This is a genomic window from Streptomyces sp. NPDC047315 (assembly GCF_040643215.1).
GTDB lineage: Bacteria > Actinomycetota > Actinomycetes > Streptomycetales > Streptomycetaceae > Streptomyces.
On sequence record NZ_JBEYTZ010000034.1, the window covers coordinates 1 to 17,850 of the forward strand.

Below are 17,850 nucleotides of genomic sequence, written 5' to 3' on the forward strand. Positions count from 1 at the left end.
GACCACCAACACCTCTCCCTCACCCACATCCACAACACCACCAACCACACCCAACTCTTCAACACCACCACCGTCTTCGAAAACTACCCCCTGGACCCTGCCGGACTGGGCCAGACCATCGGCGACCTGCGCATCGTCGACGTCCAAGCCCATGACGCCACGCACTACGCGCTGAGCCTCACGGCCGTGCCGGGGGAGAGCATCGGGCTGAAATTCGGATACCGCCCCGATCTCCTCGACCGCGAAACCGTCGACAACATCGCCGCCCGCCTCATCCAGTTCTTCGACGCCATCGCCGAGAACCCGCACGCCCGTATCAGTGAAATCAAGACCCTCATTCCGGAAGAAGAGCGTTGCCTCGCACGGTGGAACGACACGGCCCGTGACATCGAACCGCTGCGCTGGCCCGACATCGTCGAATTCCATGCCGCCGCGACTCCTCAGGCGCCGGCGCTCAGCCACGGCGCCACGACCCTGACCTACGGCGAGCTGAACGAGCGCGCCAATCGGCTGGCGCACCAGCTCATCGCCCGGGGCATCGGCCCCGAGGACGTCGTGGCCCTCGCCCTGCCCCGTTCACCGGAGACGATCACGGCCATGCTCGCCGTCCTGAAGGCCGGCGCCGCCTATCTGCCCGTCGACCCGGGCTACCCCGCCGACCGCGTCGCCTTCATGCTCACCGACGCCGCTCCGGCGCACCTCATCACCACCACCGAAACCGCGGCCCGTCTCCCCGACACCGAAACCCCCCGCCTCCACCTCGACACCGCACACCGGGAACTCGCCGAGCGCCCCACCACGAATCCGACCGACGAAGACCGCACCCGGCTGCTACGGCCCGACAACCCGGCGTACGTCATCTACACCTCGGGCTCCACCGGCCGCCCCAAGGCCGTCGCCGTCCCCCACCGCGGGCTGAACGCCCTGGCCGTCGCCCAGGTCGAGGGCTTCGGGCTGACCTCCGACAGCCGGGTCCTCCAGAACGCCTCCCCCAGCTTCGACGCCACCGTCATGGAGTGCCTGATGGCGTTCGCAGCGGGCGCCACCCTGGTGGTGCCGCCGCCCGGCCCGCTCACCGGTGAACCCCTCGCCCAGCTCCTCACCGACCAGCGCATCACCCACGCGCTGATCCCCCCGACCGTCCTCGCCACCCTCCCCGACGACCAGCAGCTCCCCACCCTCACCACCCTCGTCGTCGGCGGCGAGCCCTGCCCCGCGCAGCTCACCGCCCGGTGGGCGCCGCGACTGCGCATGGTCAATGCGTACGGGCCGACCGAAGCCACCGTCTGCGCCACCCTCTCCGACCCGCTCACGGCCACGGCGACACCGCCGCCCATCGGACGCCCGAACCCCAACACGCACGTCCGCGTCCTCGACTCGGCACTGCGTCCCGTGCCGCCCGGCGTCACCGGGGAGATCTACCTGGCCGGCGGCGGGCTGGCCCGCGGCTACGTCAACCGGTCGGCGCTGACCGCCGGGCGCTTCGTCGCCGATCCGTACGGGCCGGCCGGCACCCGCATGTACCGCACCGGCGACCTCGGTCGCTGGAGCGCCGACGGCGCCCTGCACCACCTGGGCCGCTCCGACCACCAGGTCAAGATCCGCGGCTTCCGCATCGAACTCGGCGAGATCGAAGCCGCAGCGGCGACGCACCCCAAGGTGGCCCACGCCGCCGCGCACACCCACACCAACCGGGCGGGCCAGACGCATCTGACGGCGTACCTGGTGCCCGCGGCCGGCGGTGACCTCGACACCGCGGACGTACGGGACCACCTCAAGGCCGTGCTCCCCGACCACATGGTGCCGGCCGCTTACGTCGTCCTCGACGCGCTGCCGCTGAGCCCGAACGGCAAGCTCGACCGCAGCGCGCTGCCCGCGCCCGACTTCACCGCCGAGGTGACCGACCGCGCGCCCCGCACCCCGCACGAACAGTTCGTCGCCGCCCTGTTCGCCGAGGTCCTGGACCTGCCCCGGGTCGGCGTCGACGACGACTTCTTCGCACTCGGCGGACACTCCCTGCTCGCCACCCGCCTCACCAGCCGCATCCAGTCGGCGTTCGGCGCCCGGCACACCATCAGGGCCGTCTTCGAGCACCCGACGGTCGCCGAACTGGCCCGGCACCTCGACGCGGGCGACGAGGCCCCGGAGGCGGACGCGCTGGGCACGTTGCTGCCGCTGCGCGCCCGGGGCAGCGAGCCGCCCCTCTTCTGCGTCCACCCCACCAGCGGTCTGAGCTGGTGCTACGCGGCGCTGCTCGGCGGCGTCGGCGCGGACCGCCCCGTCTACGGGCTCCAGGCCCGCGGCATCGCCCGGCCGGAGCCGCGTCCGGCGACGCTGAAGGAGATGGCGACCGACTACGCAGCCGCGCTGCGCACGGTGCAGCCCGCCGGCCCGTACCACCTGCTCGGCTGGTCCTACGGAGGCGTGGTCGCGCACGCCGTCGCGGTCGAGCTGCGCCGCCAGGGACAGGACGTGCGGCTGCTGGCGCTGTTGGACGCCTACCCCGACGTCCCGTTCGCCCGCGCGGACGAGCCCGGGGGCGAACAGAGTGCCCGTGCACTGCTGTTGGGGCGCGCCGGGCTGGGTCCAGGCGATCCAAACGATCCGAGCCCGGGCGACCCCGCCGAACTGTTGGCCTTCGTCGAGGCCGAGAGCAATCTGTCGGCGCACCTGGAGCCGGCGCAGGTGCGTGCGCTCGTCGACGTCGCCGCCGACAACCTCCGCCTCCTGGACGGCCACCGGCCCGAGACCTTCGACGGCGACGTCCTGTTCTTCACCGCAACCGAGGGGCGCGCGGACGACGCGCCGGACGCCGGCGCCTGGGCGCCCCACGTCGACGGCGCCCTGGAGGAGCACCCCGTCGACTGCGAGCACCTGCGGATGACCGAGCCGAAGGCGCTGCGGGACATCGGCGCCGTCGTCGCCCGCTACCTGGCGAACCGCCCGTAACCCCGTAGCCCGTAAGCCCGCAACACCTGCTCCACCGTCCCCCACACACCCCGGCGCACCACGCGAGGGAGTCACATGCGGCCGAACGATCTCTACGTCAGCGGGTTGGGCGCTTATCTGCCGGAGCGGATGAGCAGCCGACGCGCGATCGAACTGGGCTTGTACGAAGAAACGTTGATGCTGGACTCGGGCGTCACGGGCACGCTCGTGGCCGGTGACACCCCGCCCGTCGACATGGCGGTCCGCGCCGCCCGGGACGCCCTGAGTCGGGCCGGGTGCGCGGCGTCAGCGGTGGACTTCCTCATCCACTCGTGCGTCCTCCAACAGGGCCCGACGATGTGGTACCCGGGCGGGTACGTCCTGCGGGAGCTGGGGTGCGAGGACGCCGCCGCCTTCGAGGTGCGCCAGGGCTGCAACGGCATGCTGGCCGCCCTGGAGCTGGCCGCCGGCCAGTTCGCAGCGGACCCCGACCGCACGACGGCCCTGCTGACCACCGCCGACAACTTCTCCTCCCCGCTGGGCGACCGCTGGCAGGGCTACGGCCCCGGCACGGTCATCGGCGACGCGGCCAGCGCCGTGGTGCTGTCCACCGCCGGCGGCATCGCGCAGGTCCGCGCCGTCAACCAGTCCGTCGTCCCCGAGTTCGAGGGCCTGCACCGGGGCGCCGAGCCTTTGTTCGACACCAGCGGCCGGGAGACCGTCGACATGGTGGCGCGGGCCCGCCACTTCGGCCGTACGCACCGGCCGCTGGCCGAAGTCAACGAGGTGATCGCGGAGCGGCAGGCGGAAGTGGCCCGACGGTCCCTGAAGGAGGCCGGGATCGACGTCGGGGACGTCGCCAGGGCGATCTACGTGAACCAGGGCCAGTACCTCGTCGGTCAGTTCTTCCTCGACCCCCTCGGCCTGCCGGAGGAGAAGTCCACCTGGGACTTCGGCCGCACCGTCGGCCACCTCGCCGCCAGCGACCACGTGGTGGCCCTGGACCACCTCGTGACGACCGGACAGGTCGGCCCGGGTGACCACGTGCTGCTCGCGGGCGCGGCGCCCGGGTTCGTGGTCAGCAGCGCCGTCCTGACGATCAGCGAGAACGCCCCATGGGCCATCTGAACAGTCCGACAAGGAGGACGACGATGACGAACCGCAAGGGCCGCAAGGCGTCGAAGGTGTCCACGCCCGAGCACGCGATCGCCGTCGTGGGCATGGCGTGCCGGTTCCCCGGGGCCGCGGACGTGACGGAGTTCTGGTCGCGGCTGCGTTCCGGCGCGGACTCCATCACGGAGGTGCCACCGACGCGCTTCGACATCGACGCGTACTACGATCCACGCCCGGGCACCCCGGGGAAGATCGTCACGCGGTACGGGGGGTTCCTCGACGACGTCGACGCGTTCGACGCCGACTTCTTCGGGGTCGCCCCCCGCGAGGCCCAGCACATGGACCCCCAGCAGCGGCTGCTGTTGGAGACCGTCGCGGTGGCGGTGGAGGACGCGGGCCTGACCCGGCAGCAGCTGACCGCGGGCCGCACCGGCGTCTTCGTCGGCTCCATGGGCCGCAACTACTGGGAGTCGATGAGCCGGCGGGGCGTCCTGGACGTGTACGCCAACGCGGGCACGGCGCCCAGCATGCTGTCCGGGCGGCTGTCGTACGCCTTCGACCTGCGCGGCCCCAGCCTCACCGTGGACACGGCCTGCTCGTCTTCGCTGACGGCGGTGCACATGGCCTGTCGGAGCCTGCGCAGCGGTGAGTCGACGCTGGCGGTGGTCGGCGGTGTCAATCTGGTGCTGTCGCCGGAGGAGAGCGTCACGTTCTCCGACGGGCGGATGCTGGCGCCCGACGGCCGGTGCAAGTTCGCGTCGGCGTCCGCGGACGGCTTCGTGCGCAGCGACGGCGTAGGGGTCGTCGTGCTCAAGCCGCTGCGGCAGGCGGTCGCCGACGGCGACGCCGTGCGCGCGGTCATCCTGGGCTCCGCCGTCGTCAACGACGGCCACGGCGGGAACGCGCTGATGGCACCGGCGGAGTCGGGGCAGCGGGAGACGCTGGTCGCCGCCTACGAGGACGCGGGCGTCGATCCGGCGCAGGTCGACTACGTGGAGGCGCACGGCACCGGGACCCCGGTGGGCGACCCGGTGGAGTTGGGTGCGCTGGCGGCCGTGCTGGGCGAGGGCCGGCCGGCCGATCGTCCGCTGCTCGTCGGCTCGGCGAAGACGAACATCGGTCACAGCGAGGGCGCGGCCGGGGTCGCGGGGCTGATCAAGGCCGTACTGGCGTTGGAGCACGGCGTGGTGCCGCCCAGTCTGCACAGCGCCGAGCTGACCGGGGCGATCGACTGGTCGTCGCTGGCGCTGCGGGTGCCGCAGCACGAACAGGAGTGGCCGCAGGGCGAACGGCCGGGGCTCGCGGGCGTCAGCTCGTTCGGGATCTCCGGCACCAACGTGCACGTGGTGCTGGGTGCGCACCGTCCCGCACCGGCCGCGTCGAAGCGCCCGCAGCCGGCGGAGCCCGCGGGCGCGGAACGGCCGCGGCTGCTGACGCTCTCCTCCCACCAGCCGGCGACCCTGCGCCGGGTGGCCGAGGGCTACCAGCGGTATCTGGAGCGGGCGGACGAGGGCGGCGCGCTGCCGCTGGTGGACGTCTGCGCCAGCGCGGCGACCCGCCGTGACCACCGGGAGAGCCGACTGACCCTGGTCGGCGCCAGCCACAAGGAGTTGGCGGACAAGCTCGGCGCCTTCCTCGCCGACGAGCCGAGCGCCTTCGTGCAGTCGGCGGACGACGTGTACGAGGAGCGCGCCCGGGTCGTGTTCGTCTTCCCCGGGCAGGGGTCGCAGTGGGTGGGCATGGGGCGCGAGCTCCTGCGCACCGAGCCGGCCTTCCGACAAGCGCTCAAGGAGTGCGACGCGGCGATCCGCGCCGAGGCCGGCTGGTCGGTGATCGACCTGCTGACCGAGGGCGAGGGCGAGTTGACGGGCGTCGACGTCATCCAGCCCACGCTGTGGGCGATGGAGGTCGCCCTGGCCGCGGTGTGGCGGTCGTGGGGGCTCGCGCCCGACGTCGTCGTGGGACACAGCATGGGCGAGGCGGCGGCGGCCGTCGTCGCCGGGTCGTTGAGCGTCGCCGACGGCGCCGCGGTCATCTGCCGGCGCAGCGCGCTGGCGAAGGAGGTGTCCGGGCGGGGCGCGATGGCCTCGGTGGAGCTGAGCGCCGCGGAGGCGGAGCGGGAGCTCGCGCCGTACGCGGACCGGGTCTGCGTCGCCGCGGTCAACGGCCCCACCTCGACGATCCTGTCCGGGGACGGCGACGCGATGCGGGAGGTGCTGGTCGCCCTGCAGAAGCGCGGGGTGTTCTGCCGGCTGGTGCGGGTGGACTTCGCCTCCCACGGGCCGCAGGTGGAGCCGTTGCGCAAGCCGCTGCTGAAGGCACTGGCATCGCTCCGGCCGCGCGCCGGTGACGTGCCGATGTACTCCACGGTCGACGCGGAGAGCGTCGACGGGACCGCCCTCGACGCGGACTACTGGGCGCGCAACCTCCGTCAGCCGGTGCTCTTCGGGCCGGTGGTCGAGCGGCTGTTGGAGCAGGGGCCGACGGTGTTCGTGGAGATCAGTCCGCATCCGATCCTGGTCCCGGCGATGCGCGAGTACGCCGACGCGGCGCGCGGCGCCGGACTCGTCGTGGGCTCGACGCGACGCAACGAGCCGGAGGCGGCGCGGCTGCTTGACTCGCTGGCGTCCGTGCACCTGAGCGGCCATCCGGTGGACTTCGACCGGCTGTTCGCGCCGGGTGCGCCGTACGTGCGGCTGCCCGGGCCCGCGTGGGAGCGGCAGAGCTACTGGTTCCCGCAGGAGACGCCCGTACCGGCCGCCGTGCCCGCCGCGGGGCATCCGCTGCTCGGTCCGCCGGTGCCCGGCGCCGACCGGGTGTGGGAGGGTCCGGTGGACCTGGCGGCGAACGCGTATCTGAACGACCACCAGGTGCAGGGCGTGGTGATCGTGCCGGGCACGGCGTACGTCGAGTTGGTGGCGGCTGCCGCACACGCCGCGTTCGGCTCGATGCCGGCGCTGCGCGACGTGACGTACCACCGGGCGATCTATCTGCCGCCGTCGAGCGAGCCGCCGCTGGTGCGCGTGGCGCTGCTCCCGGGCGCCGACGGCTCCTGGTCGTTCGAGGTCAGCAGCCGCTTCCCGGACGACGAAGGGGAGTACGCCCGCAACGTCAGCGGGGCCCTGGAGTTCGCGGAGCCCGGCCCGTCCACCGCGGCTTCGGGCGGTGAGGACCGGCAGTCGGTGCGCCAGCGCTGCGAGGAGCTGTCCGGCGAGGAGTTCTACCGCAGGTTCGCCGAGAAGGGGAACCAGTGGCTGGGCGCCTTCCAGGGCGTCACCGCCCTGTGGCGCCGGGACGGCGAGGCACTGGCGCGGATCGAGGCGCCGGACTCCGTCGCCGCCGCGGACGACCCCCACCACTTCCACCCGGCGCTGCTGGACGCCTGCGGGCACACGCTGGCCGCCGCGATGGCGGACTTCGACCGGCCCGGCGAGCACGACGCGTTCGTCCTCGGCGGCATCGGCCGGGTGCGGCTGTACGGGCGTCCGCGCGGCCCGGTGTGGAGCCATGCCGTGCGCACCGGCGAGGACGCGGAAGCCTTCGTCGGCACCGTGGAGATACGCGACGAGGAGGGCGCCTTGATCGCCGAGATGGAGGGGGTCAGGCTGCGCTTCCTGGTGCCCCGGCAGATGGCGCGGGACACCGGCGGCTGGCTGCACGAGGTCGTCTGGCGGCCGGCGCCGGCCCTCGCCCCTCCGGTGCGGGGCGACGGCTACTGGCTGGTGTTCGCCGGCGGCGGGCAGCGGGCGACCGACGTGCTGGTGCGGCGGCTCGGCGGGCGCTGCGTCGTCGTGGAGGCGAGCGGGGCGCGGGCCGCGGGCGAGGTCGGCGGGACGTTCGCCGAGGTCGCCCCGGACCGGTACCGGATCGACGTGGACTCGGCGGCGGACTACCGCAGGTTGCTGACGGCCGTGCGGGAGCGGGTGGGTGACGCGGCGTGCGAGGGGATCGTGCACGCGTTCTCGCGCGAGGTGCGCGATCCCGGCGACGCGGGGTCGGTGGGCGAGGCGGTGGCGCAGGCCGAACGGCTCGGCTGCCTCAGCGTGCTGCACCTGGTGCAGGCGTTGGACGAGGCGAACTGGCCCGTCGGCCGGCTCGCCCTGGTGACCGAGGGCGCGCAGCACCTGCCGGACGCCCCGGGCCCGGTCTCGGTCGGTCAGGCGATGGTGTGGGGGCTGGGCCGCTCGCTGGCGCAGGAGTACCGGCGGTGGCGGTGCACCCTGGTGGACCTGCCCGCCGGGGCCGGTGACCGGGACGTCGAGCTGCTGGCCGCGACGTTGCTCGGCGACGGCGGTGGCGAGGGACAGTTCGCCTTCCGCAACGGCGAGCGGTGCGTGCCGCGGCTGGTGCCCCGCACGCCGGCCGGCCACCGGTCCGGGGCGCGGCACGCCGTGGCACCGCAGCGGTACGAGATCCGCAACCGCTCGATCGGCCTCCTGGACGGGATCGGCCGCGTGCCGGTGCCGGTGCGCCGCCCCGGGCCGGGCGAGGTGGAGGTCCGGGTGACGCACTCGGCGCTGAACTACCGCGACGTCCTCACGGCGATGGGGGCCTACCCCGGCCTGGAGGAGGGGGCGAAGCTCGGTTGGGAGTGCGCGGGCGTGGTGACCGCACTCGGCGAGGGCGCGGCCGGGGTCGCGGTCGGCGACGAGGTGGTGGCCCTGGCGGAGGGCGCGCTCGCCAGCCACGTCGTGACCAGCGCGCACCTGGTGGCCCGCATCCCGGCCCGGCTGTCGGTGGAGGAGGCCCTGACGCTGCCGGCCGCGTACCTCACCGCGTACTACGGACTGTGCGAGTTGGCGCGCCTCGGGCCCGGCGAGCGGGTGCTGATCCACGCCGCGACCGGGGGCGTGGGGCTCGCCGCGGTGCAGTTGGCCCGGTGGCGGGGCGCGGAGGTCTTCGCGACGGCGGGCAGTCCGCAGAAGCGGGCGCTGCTCAAGGCGCTCGGGGTGCGGCACGTCGCGGACTCGCGGACCACGGACTTCGCGCGGCAGTTCGCCGACGCGACCCGCGGCGAAGGGATGCACGTCGTCCTGAACTCGCTGTCGGGCGAGGCGATCCCCCGGAACCTGGAACTGCTCGCGCCGTACGGGCGGTACGTGGAGCTGAGCAAGAAGGACCTCATCGAGAACAGCTCGATCGGGCTGCTGCCGTTCTCCCGGAACTTGACGTTCCACTCGATGGACCTGGTGGACATGCTCCGCACCCGCCCGCAGCGGGCGGGCGAGCTCTTCGACCGGGTGCTCGAACTCGTCGACGGCCGGGCGATCGAACCGCTGCCGTACGAGGTGTACGACGGCGAGGACGTCGAGTCGGCGTTCCGCCAGATGGCGCGGGCCCGGCACGTGGGCAAGGTGCTGATCCGCTTCGACGAGGTGGCCGAGCCGGTCGACGCGGTCGAGCCGGCCGAGCCCGTCGAGGCGCTTCGGGTCGTCGACGCCGGCGCCCCCGCACAAGCGGGATGGACGGCGTCCGAGGGGACGTACGTGATCACCGGCGGGCTCGGCGGCATCGGGGTCGAGCTCGCGACCTGGCTCGTCGAACGCGGCGCCCGGGACCTGGTGCTGCTGGGCCGCAGCCCGCTCGGCGGGCGTGGACACGTGCTCGACGCACTGGCCGGCAGCGGGGCCCGGGTGACGTACCACCCGGTGGACGTCGCCGACGAGACGGCGGTGCGCGAGGTGCTGCGGGAGCTCTCCCAGGCCGGCCGGCCGCCGGTGCGGGGCGTGCTGCACGCGGCCGGGGTGATCGACCTGGCGTCGGCGGCGGAGCTCGAACCGGACCGGTTCGACGCGATGGTGCAGCCGAAGGTCGCCGGCGCGTGGGCGCTGCACCGCGCCCTGGCAGGCGTGGAGTTGGAGTTCTTCGCGCTCTTCTCGTCGGCCTCGTCGGTGCTCGGCTCGCCGCGCCTCGGGGCGTACGCCGCCGCGAACGCCGGGCTGGACGCGCTGGCGCACCACCGGCGCAGCCTCGGCCTGCCGGCGCTCTCGGTGAACTGGGGCTTCTGGTCGTCCGTCGGCATGGTCGCCAGGTACGCCGAGGAGCACGGCCGGGACCTGGCGCCGCAGGGCATGGAGAGCTTCACGCCCCGGGAGGGCATCGGGCTGCTCCAGGGCCTGTTGACGGAGTCGGTCGGACAGGTCACGGTCGTCGCCGCGGACTGGGAGCGGTGGCGGAGCGCGTATCCGGACGCAGCGCGGGACTCCTTGCTGACGGAGGTGGTGGGCGACGTCATCCCGGCGCGGCCGGCGCCCGTGCAGCCCGCGCCGGTGAAGGCCGCGCCCGTGGGCGTCCCGCCCGTGAACGACTCCGTGCAGGGCATGCCGTTCGAGCAGGCCGAGGCGCTGCGCCCTGTGGACGCGGCCCCTGCCCCGGGTCCCGCCGCGGCCACGGCTTCCGCCGCGGGCGGCGGCGGGGAGGCCGGCCCGGAGTCGGTGTACGCGTTCCTGGCGGAGCGGCTCGCCAAGGTGCTGGCGCTGCCGGTGCAGCGGCTCAGCGCCCGCAAGCCGCTGAACCGTCAGGGGTTGGACTCCCTGATGGCGACCGAGGTGCGCAGCGAGGTGCAGCGCGCGTACGAGGTCACGGTGCCGATGGCGAAGATGCTCGGCGGCCAGAGCCTGGCCGACCTCGCGGAGTTCATCACGGCCGAGTTGGCACAGCGGTCGTGACGCGATGTGACGTGACGTGACCGGCACCGGGGCCTGGGCGAACGCTTCGCTCGGGCCCCGCGTGCCGCCGTTCGCCGGGCCGTCGGACGGTCGGTCCTCGGACGGTCGGTCCTCAGGCGACCGACATGCCGAGCCGTCCGCTCAGCGAAGCGGAGCGCCGTACGATCCCCGCCTCGTACGCGAAGATGACCGCCTGGACGCGGTCCCTCAAGTCGAGCTTGCCCAGGATGTTCTGCACGTGGGACTTGACGGTCGACTCCGCGACCCCGAGTCCGGTGGCGATCTCCGGATTGGAGAGCCCCTGGATCATGAGCTCGAACACCCGCCGTTCGCGCTTGGTCAGGGACCGCACCTGGTCCAGGGTCTCCGGCGCGGCCCCCTTGAGGGAGACCGAGGCCGCGGCGAGGCTCCGCGCCACGTCGGTCCTGATCGGCATGTACCCGGCCGCGGTCAACCTGATCGCCGCGATCAGGTCGGTCGGGCTGACGCCCCGGCCCAAGAGGGTGCAACGGCCGATCCGCAGCAGGCTGATGGCCTGGTCGTCGGGCGAGGGCACCAGCACGATCAGATGGACCGGCCGCGCGTCGTTGGACTGGGCGGCAAGCCGCTCGGCGAGCACCTGCGTCTCGCGCGACAGCATGCGCTCGCTGCACAGGATCACGTCCGGCTTGCATAAGGAGGCGACCCGCTGGGCCTCCCCCGGCGAATCCACGTCCCCCACGATGACAATTCCGGGATCCCTGCCCAAAACCGCGTGCAGTCCGGCACGCTCCAACTGGTCTTCGGATATGAGAAGGACCCCGATCTCCCCCCGACTCACCATCCACTCCCCCTTTCACCTGCGGTTCGACAGCACAGAAAGGTTGCTCCCAGCAAGCGTCAATGAACCGTCACATTTCAGCCATATGAAAGTGCCCACGAAACTCGTCGAGTGACCATAAACTCCACACTAAATCCAATATTTACCTTCTTTGCTTGACCTTGACGTGCCCCCCAATGGCCTGAATCACTCCCTTGTGGGCGTTTTCCGGCCCCACCCCGTGATCTTGACGACGCGGCACCCGTCACCCCTACCAGGCAGTACGGAGGGTCGCGAATGCAGCGTAGGGCGGGCCGGGTCGACCGCCTTGACACTCTGACCAGTACCGAAGAATATGACAGGGATTCTGGGGACATCTGTCCGGCACCCCGGTCCGCCCCTTCGCCCGCCATCTCCGCGCGGGCGTCGGTGCGTTCGACCACGGCCGTGCCGCTCCCCTTCGACCCGCGGTCTCCCCGACCGTGGACGCAGCACGTCCGGCGCCCGTCTCCACCGCGTTCCGGACGGCCTTGCTGCACCGCGCCCACCGCGTGACAGCCATCACCCAACCGCGGCTCGACACGGCGCACTTCACCGCTCCATGAAAGGACCACACGGAATGGAACGCGAATCTCCCGGCTCTTCCCAGGGGCGCGAAACACTACCCTCCCTGACCGGATTACGCTGGGTCGCCGCATTCCTGGTTTTCGGACTGCACTTCACGGCACTGCAGTTGGGCACCCCGTTCGGGGCCCCCGCCCCGTCCGCGATCGACCAAGGCATCCTCGACGTCTTCGGCACCGGCTTCATCGGGGTCTCCTTCTTCTTCGTCCTCAGCGGCTTCGTCCTCACCTGGTCCACCCCCACGGACCGTCCGGCGCTGCTGTTCTGGCGACACCGGTTCGCCAAGGTCTTCCCGGTGTACGTCGCGGCGTCCCTCCTCGCGGTGGTGCTGACGTTCGTCTCCATGGACCTCTGGCCGAGTTGGCGCGTCACGCTGGCGCACACCTTCCTGCTCCAGGCGTGGATTCCGGACCAGTCGTACGTCTTCGGGCTCAACCCGGTGATGTGGTCGCTCAGCGCGGAGGCGTTCTTCTACTTCTGCTTCCCCGCGCTGCTGGTGGTGCTCGTCAGGGCGAGCACCCGGGCGCTGTACGTCACGGGCGCCGCCTGCGTGGCCCTGACGCTGGTCGGGCCCACGCTGGTGGGGCGGGTCTTCACGTTGAAGACCCCGGAGCCGACGCCGATCGTGCCGATGGAGGGCTACGACAGCCAGTTCATGCTCTGGTTCACCGAGGTCTTCCCGCTGATGCGGCTGACCGAGTTCGTGGTGGGCATCGTCGTCGCGCTGCTGGTGCGCAGGGGCGCCTGGCGGGGGCCGGGCGCCAACCTCGCACTGGTGATCTGCCTGGCCGCCTTCATCCTGAACCGGGAGCTGCCGGCGCCGCTCCAGCGGGCCGCCGGCATGCTCGTTCCGTTCGCGCTGCTGATCGCGGCGCTGGCGAACGCGGACCGGGAAGGGCGGTGGACCCCGTTCCGGGGCCGGCGCATGGTGTTCCTGGGCAAGATCTCGTTCTGCTTCTACGCCGTGCACATGGTGCTGATCCTCAACACCCTGGGGCGGATCCGGCCGTGGCTGGTCGACCTCGGGCTGCTCTCCCGGCCCGACCAGGCGGTGCCGGCCTGGGGGGTCCTCGCCCTCCTCGTCGTGTACGCGCTGGTCGCCGGGGTGGCCGCCTGGATCCTGTACCGGTGCGTCGAAGTCCCCATGACCCGGATCATCCGCGGCCGTTCGCAGCCCGCGACGCCGGACTCCCCCGAACGCCCGGGCCCCGACGGGTCGGACGGCGCGGGACCGAACGGTGAAGGCCCGGACGGCAAGGGGACGGACGGAAAGGGGACGGACGCCGACCGTCGGATGGGCAGTTCGACCGTGTAGCCCAACGGGACGCCCCCGGCCCGCCGTCCGTGCCAAGGACGGCGGGCCGGGGGCGGTCACCGCACGGGAGGGGAGGCGGAACAAGAGTGGACCCGGCCGGAGAGTACGGGGGATGTTGACTCTCCGACCGGGTCGGTCAGGGTGCACCGGCGCTCGTCCGGTGCAGGGGGTGCGCGTCGATCCGGTCCGCCCCCCGCCCGTACGGGACTTCGGGACGGTTCGGATCGACGCGGCCCGATCAGTGCGCGCTCGGCTGCGCCTTCACGGCGTCCTGCTCGCTGCCCGCCGCGTCGTCCGCCTTTCCGCCGCCCTTGCGGTTGGAGACGGTGAGCGTCGCCAGCAGCGCCAGCGCCAGCAGGCCGGCGCAGATGTAGCTGGAGAGCTGGATGGCGTCGGACATCGCCTCGCGCGCCGCGTCCGCGACGGACGCGGTCTCGGGCTTGGACGCGAAGGACGGGATGACCGAGCCGGCGCTGTCCGTGACCACTCCGCTCAGCCCCTCGGCCTCCTTCTCCGGCATCCCGGAGCCCGTGAGGCTGTCGCTCAGCTTGGTGGTGAGCGTGCTGAAGAACAGCGTCGTCAGCACCGCGATGCCGAGGGCGGCGCCCAGTTCGCGCGATGCGCTCTGGATGCCGGAGCCCTGACCGGCGCTCTCCACCGGGACGTCCACCAGGACGATGTTGGTGACCTGCGCCGTGGCGAAGCCGACGCCGACGCCGTAGATGAAGAGCGCGATCGCGATCGCCCACCAGGAGGTGTCGGTCGCGGCGACCAGGCCCAGCATCACCAGACCGGCGGCCTCCAACAGCAGACCGATGCGGACCAGGCTCAGCGGCGTGGCCGTCATCGAGAAGCTGGCGCCGCTCGCGCAGAAGCTGCCCGCGGCCAGCGCGACCAGCGCGAGGCCCGCCTGGAAGGCGCTGTAGTCCAGGGTGAACTGGAGCCACAGCGGCATCACCGCGATGATGCCGAACTCACCGAGGCCCACGACCAGCGTCACCACGTTGCCGTTGCGGAACGAGGCGATGGAGAACAGCCGGGTGTCCATCAGCGGCTCTTCGTTCCGCTTGCTGAGCGCCGACTGCCGCAGCCAGAAGGCGATCAGGACCGCGATGGCGACGACGAAGGAGACGAAGACCGGGGAGAGCCCGCCGCTCCACTCGATGCCGCCGATCTCCAGCGTCTTCGTGGTCATGATCCAGCCGTAGGAGCGGCCCTCGATCAGACCGAACGCCAGGAAGCCGAGGCCGACGGCGGAGAGCACGCCGCCGAAGACGTCGATCTTCCCTTCGGTGCGGGGGGAAGCCGGCAGGTAGAGCAGGGCACCCACGATGATCAGCGTGATGATCGGGATGTTGATGCCGAAGGCCCAGCGCCACGAGATGTCCGCCAGCCAGCCGCCGAGCAGCGGGCCGACGGCCGCCGCGGCGCCGATGGTCGAGCCCCAGACGGCGAACGCCTGACCGCGCGCCTTGCCGGTGAACGTGGCGTTCACCAGGGCCAGCGAGGTGGGCAGGATCATCGCGCCGCCGATGCCCTGGAGGAAGCGGGCCAGGATCAGCAGGCCGCCGTTCGGCGCCACCGCCGCCACCAGGCTCGTCACGCCGAACACGACGAGACCGATGAGGAAGATCTTGCGCGCGCCCTGGATGTCCGAGAGGCGCCCGGTGATCAGCAGGAGCGCCGCGAAGATGATCGCGTAGGACTCCTGGACCCACTGGGCCTCGACCGAGGTGACGTCCAGGTCCTCGATGATCGGGGCGAGGATCACATTGACGATCGTGATGTCCACCACGATCAGGGCCACGCCCAGGGACACGGCGACCAGCCCTAGCCACTGACGCATGGAAGGGGTTTCTTCTGTCACGATTTCATTCCTCCACCCTGGTGTATCTTCACCATAAAGGTAATTAGGACGCGGGGTGGTTGTCAAACCGACGAGTGGAACGCGTCACATCCCGTTGGGCGCTCGGGCGCCGACCCTCGGACGGCCGCGGGGCCGGCGCACCCCGAAGGTGCGCCGGCCCCGCGGACCGTACGGGGATCAGCCCCGGGAGGCGTGCAGGAAGCGGCCGGTGACCGACTCCCCCGCCGTGGGCATCCCGGCCGGCGGCCCCTCGTAGACGATCCGGCCGCCCTCGTCACCGGCGCCGGGCCCGAGGTCCACGACCCAGTCCGCCCGCGCGACGATGTCCAGGTTGTGCTCGATCACGATGACCGACGCGCCCCGGTCCACCAGGCCGTCGAGCAGCCGCACCAGGTTGTCCACGTCGGCCAGGTGCAGACCCGTCGACGGCTCGTCCAGGACGTACGTCCTGACGTCCTTGCGCATCTCGATGGCCAGGCGCAGGCGTTGGCGCTCCCCGCCGGACAGGGTGGTGAGCGGCTGGCCGAGGCTGACGTACCCCAGCCCCACGTCCTGGAGGGTGGTCAGCACGGACAGCACCGGCTTCTCCGTGAAGAACTCCGCCGCGGTGTCGATCGACATCGCCAGCACGTCCGCGATGCTGCTGCCGCGCAGCCGGTAGGCGAGCACCTCGTCGGTGAACCGGCGTCCTTCGCACTTCTCGCAGGTGGTGGGGACCGCGGTCATGTACCCGAGGTCCGTGTACGTCACCCCGAGCCCCTTGCAGACCGGGCAGGCGCCGTCGGAGTTCGCGCTGAAGAGGGACGCCTTGACGCGGTTGGCCGCGGCGAACGCCTCCCGGATGCCGTCGAGCATCCCTGTGTAGGTGGCCGGGTTCGAGCGGCGGGAGCCCTTGATGGGCGACTGGTCGACGACCGCGACGTCGGCGTCCTTCGGCAGCGAGCCGATGATCAGCGAGCTCTTGCCGGCGCCGGCCACCCCGGTGACCGCGGTCAGCACCTGGAGCGGAATGCTGACGCTGACGTCGCGCAGGTTGTGCAGGTTCGCCGACTTGACGTCCAGCGTGCCGACCGGTTCGCGCACCTCGGTCTTGACGGGCTGACGGACCGCGAGGTGGTCGCCGGTGGGCGTGCCCGCCTTCCGCAGCCCGGCGACGTCGCCCTGGTAGACGACCCGGCCGCCGCCCCGCCCCGCGCGCGGGCCGATGTCGACGACGTGGTCGGCGGCGGCGATCACGTCCGGGTTGTGCTCGACGACGAGGACGGTGTTGCCCTTGTCCCGCAACCGCTCCAGCAGGCCGATCATCTGGGCCGTGTCGTGGGCGTGCAGCCCCGCGGTCGGCTCGTCGAAGACGTACGTCATCTCGGTGAGGCTGGAGTCGAGGTGGCGGACCATCTTGATCCGCTGCGCCTCGCCGCCGGAGAGGGTGCCCGCGGCGCGGTCCAGGCTCAGATAGCCGAGGCCGATCTCCACGAGGTTGGCCAGGATGGAGCACAGCCCGGCCTTGAGGGGGGCGATGCCGCCCTCCGGCAGGGTGGCGGCCCACCGGCTCAACTCGGTGATCTGCATGGCGTTGCAGTCGGCGATGCTCACGCCGTCGATCCGGCAGTTGCGGGCGGCCTCGTTGAGCCGGCTGCCGCCGCAGGCTTCGCACGGGCCGATCACGCCGATGGCCTCGACCGCACGGCGCACGTGCGGACGCAGCGTCTCGACCTCCTTGGAGAGGTACAGCCGCTTGATCTTGTCGAGCACGCCCTCGTACGCCATGTTGTAGCCGCCGGTCTTGACGACCTCGTCGGCCGTGCCGGTCAGCAGCTGGTCCCACTCCTGCGGCGTGTACTGCGCCAGCGGCTTGTCGTTGTCGAAGAACCCCGACTCGCTGTAGATCTTCCAGAAGACCGACCCGACGGCGAAGTTGGGGAAGACGATCGCGCCCTCGTTGAGGGAGCGACTGCGGTCGAAGATCCCCTCAATGTCGATGGTGGAGGTGCGCCCCACGCCCCCGCACTCCTGGCACATGCCGGCCGGATCGTTGAACGACAGGGCGCTCGGGCTCGGCACGGCCGGTGCGCCGACCCGGGCGAAGACGATCCGGAGCATGGTCCAGGTGTCGGTGGCGGTGCCCACGGTGGAACGGGAGTTCGCCCCGATCCGCTCCTGGTCCACCACGATCGCCGCGTTCAGGTTCTCCAGGCTGTCCACGTCCGGGCGCGGCAGCGTGGGCATCTGGGACTGGAGGAAGGCCGGGTAGGTCTCGTTGATCAGTCGCTGCGACTCGGCGGCGATCGTGTCGAAGGCCAGCGAGGACTTGCCCGAGCCCGACACCCCGGTGAAGACCACCAGCTTTCGCTTGGGGATGTCGATGTCGATGCCGGTCAGGTTGTTCTCACGGGCTCCCCTCACCCGGATCACCTGGGCGAAGTCGGTCGCGGCGGCGCCGCCGTCTGCTGCTGCGTGCGCTGGGCTCACTGAGTCTTTCCGTTCTCGTGCGGTGGGTGGTGGGCCCGGCGGCGCCGGCCGCGCTCCGTCGGGGCGC

At 72.1% G+C, this 17,850-nt stretch carries 7 protein-coding genes; 4 read left to right on the forward strand and 3 right to left on the reverse strand.

What is annotated here, in order from left to right; all coding sequences use genetic code 11:
- The 3 genes from ABZ842_RS31015 to ABZ842_RS31025 all read left to right on the forward strand — a co-directional run.
- A partial coding sequence (locus ABZ842_RS31015; RefSeq protein WP_361544172.1) for an amino acid adenylation domain-containing protein occupies window positions 1–2,949 on the forward strand: 2,949 nt, incomplete at its 5' end.
- A gap of 75 nt (window positions 2,950–3,024) precedes the next feature.
- A complete protein-coding gene (locus ABZ842_RS31020) occupies window positions 3,025–4,056 on the forward strand; it encodes a ketoacyl-ACP synthase III family protein (protein ID WP_361544175.1) in 1,032 nt (343 codons plus the stop codon).
- A 23-nt stretch (window positions 4,057–4,079) separates the two neighbouring features.
- Complete coding sequence (locus ABZ842_RS31025) at window positions 4,080–10,709, forward strand: type I polyketide synthase (protein WP_361544178.1); 6,630 nt, start codon at window positions 4,080–4,082, stop codon at window positions 10,707–10,709.
- A gap of 112 nt (window positions 10,710–10,821) precedes the next feature.
- On the opposite strand, the gene ABZ842_RS31030 is transcribed toward ABZ842_RS31025, so the two are convergent.
- Window positions 10,822–11,421: a response regulator transcription factor gene (locus tag ABZ842_RS31030; RefSeq protein WP_361544181.1), complete on the reverse strand. Its 600-nt coding sequence runs from the start codon at window positions 11,419–11,421 to the stop codon at window positions 10,822–10,824.
- Between the two features lie 706 nt (window positions 11,422–12,127).
- Between ABZ842_RS31030 and ABZ842_RS31035 the strand changes: the two genes are divergently transcribed.
- A complete protein-coding gene (locus ABZ842_RS31035) occupies window positions 12,128–13,447 on the forward strand; it encodes an acyltransferase (RefSeq protein WP_361544184.1) in 1,320 nt (439 codons plus the stop codon).
- Window positions 13,448–13,685: 238 nt separating this feature from the next.
- Here the strand turns inward: ABZ842_RS31035 and ABZ842_RS31040 are convergent, their stop codons facing one another.
- Together ABZ842_RS31040 and ABZ842_RS31045 are read right to left on the reverse strand one after the other, a co-directional pair.
- Window positions 13,686–15,293: a DHA2 family efflux MFS transporter permease subunit gene (locus ABZ842_RS31040; RefSeq protein ID WP_361544187.1), complete on the reverse strand. Its 1,608-nt coding sequence runs from the start codon at window positions 15,291–15,293 to the stop codon at window positions 13,686–13,688.
- Window positions 15,294–15,491: 198 nt separating this feature from the next.
- Window positions 15,492–17,783 (reverse strand): excinuclease ABC subunit UvrA, encoded by a 2,292-nt coding sequence (locus ABZ842_RS31045; protein WP_361544190.1) that lies wholly within the window; start codon window positions 17,781–17,783, stop codon window positions 15,492–15,494.
- Window positions 17,784–17,850 lie beyond the last annotated feature (67 nt).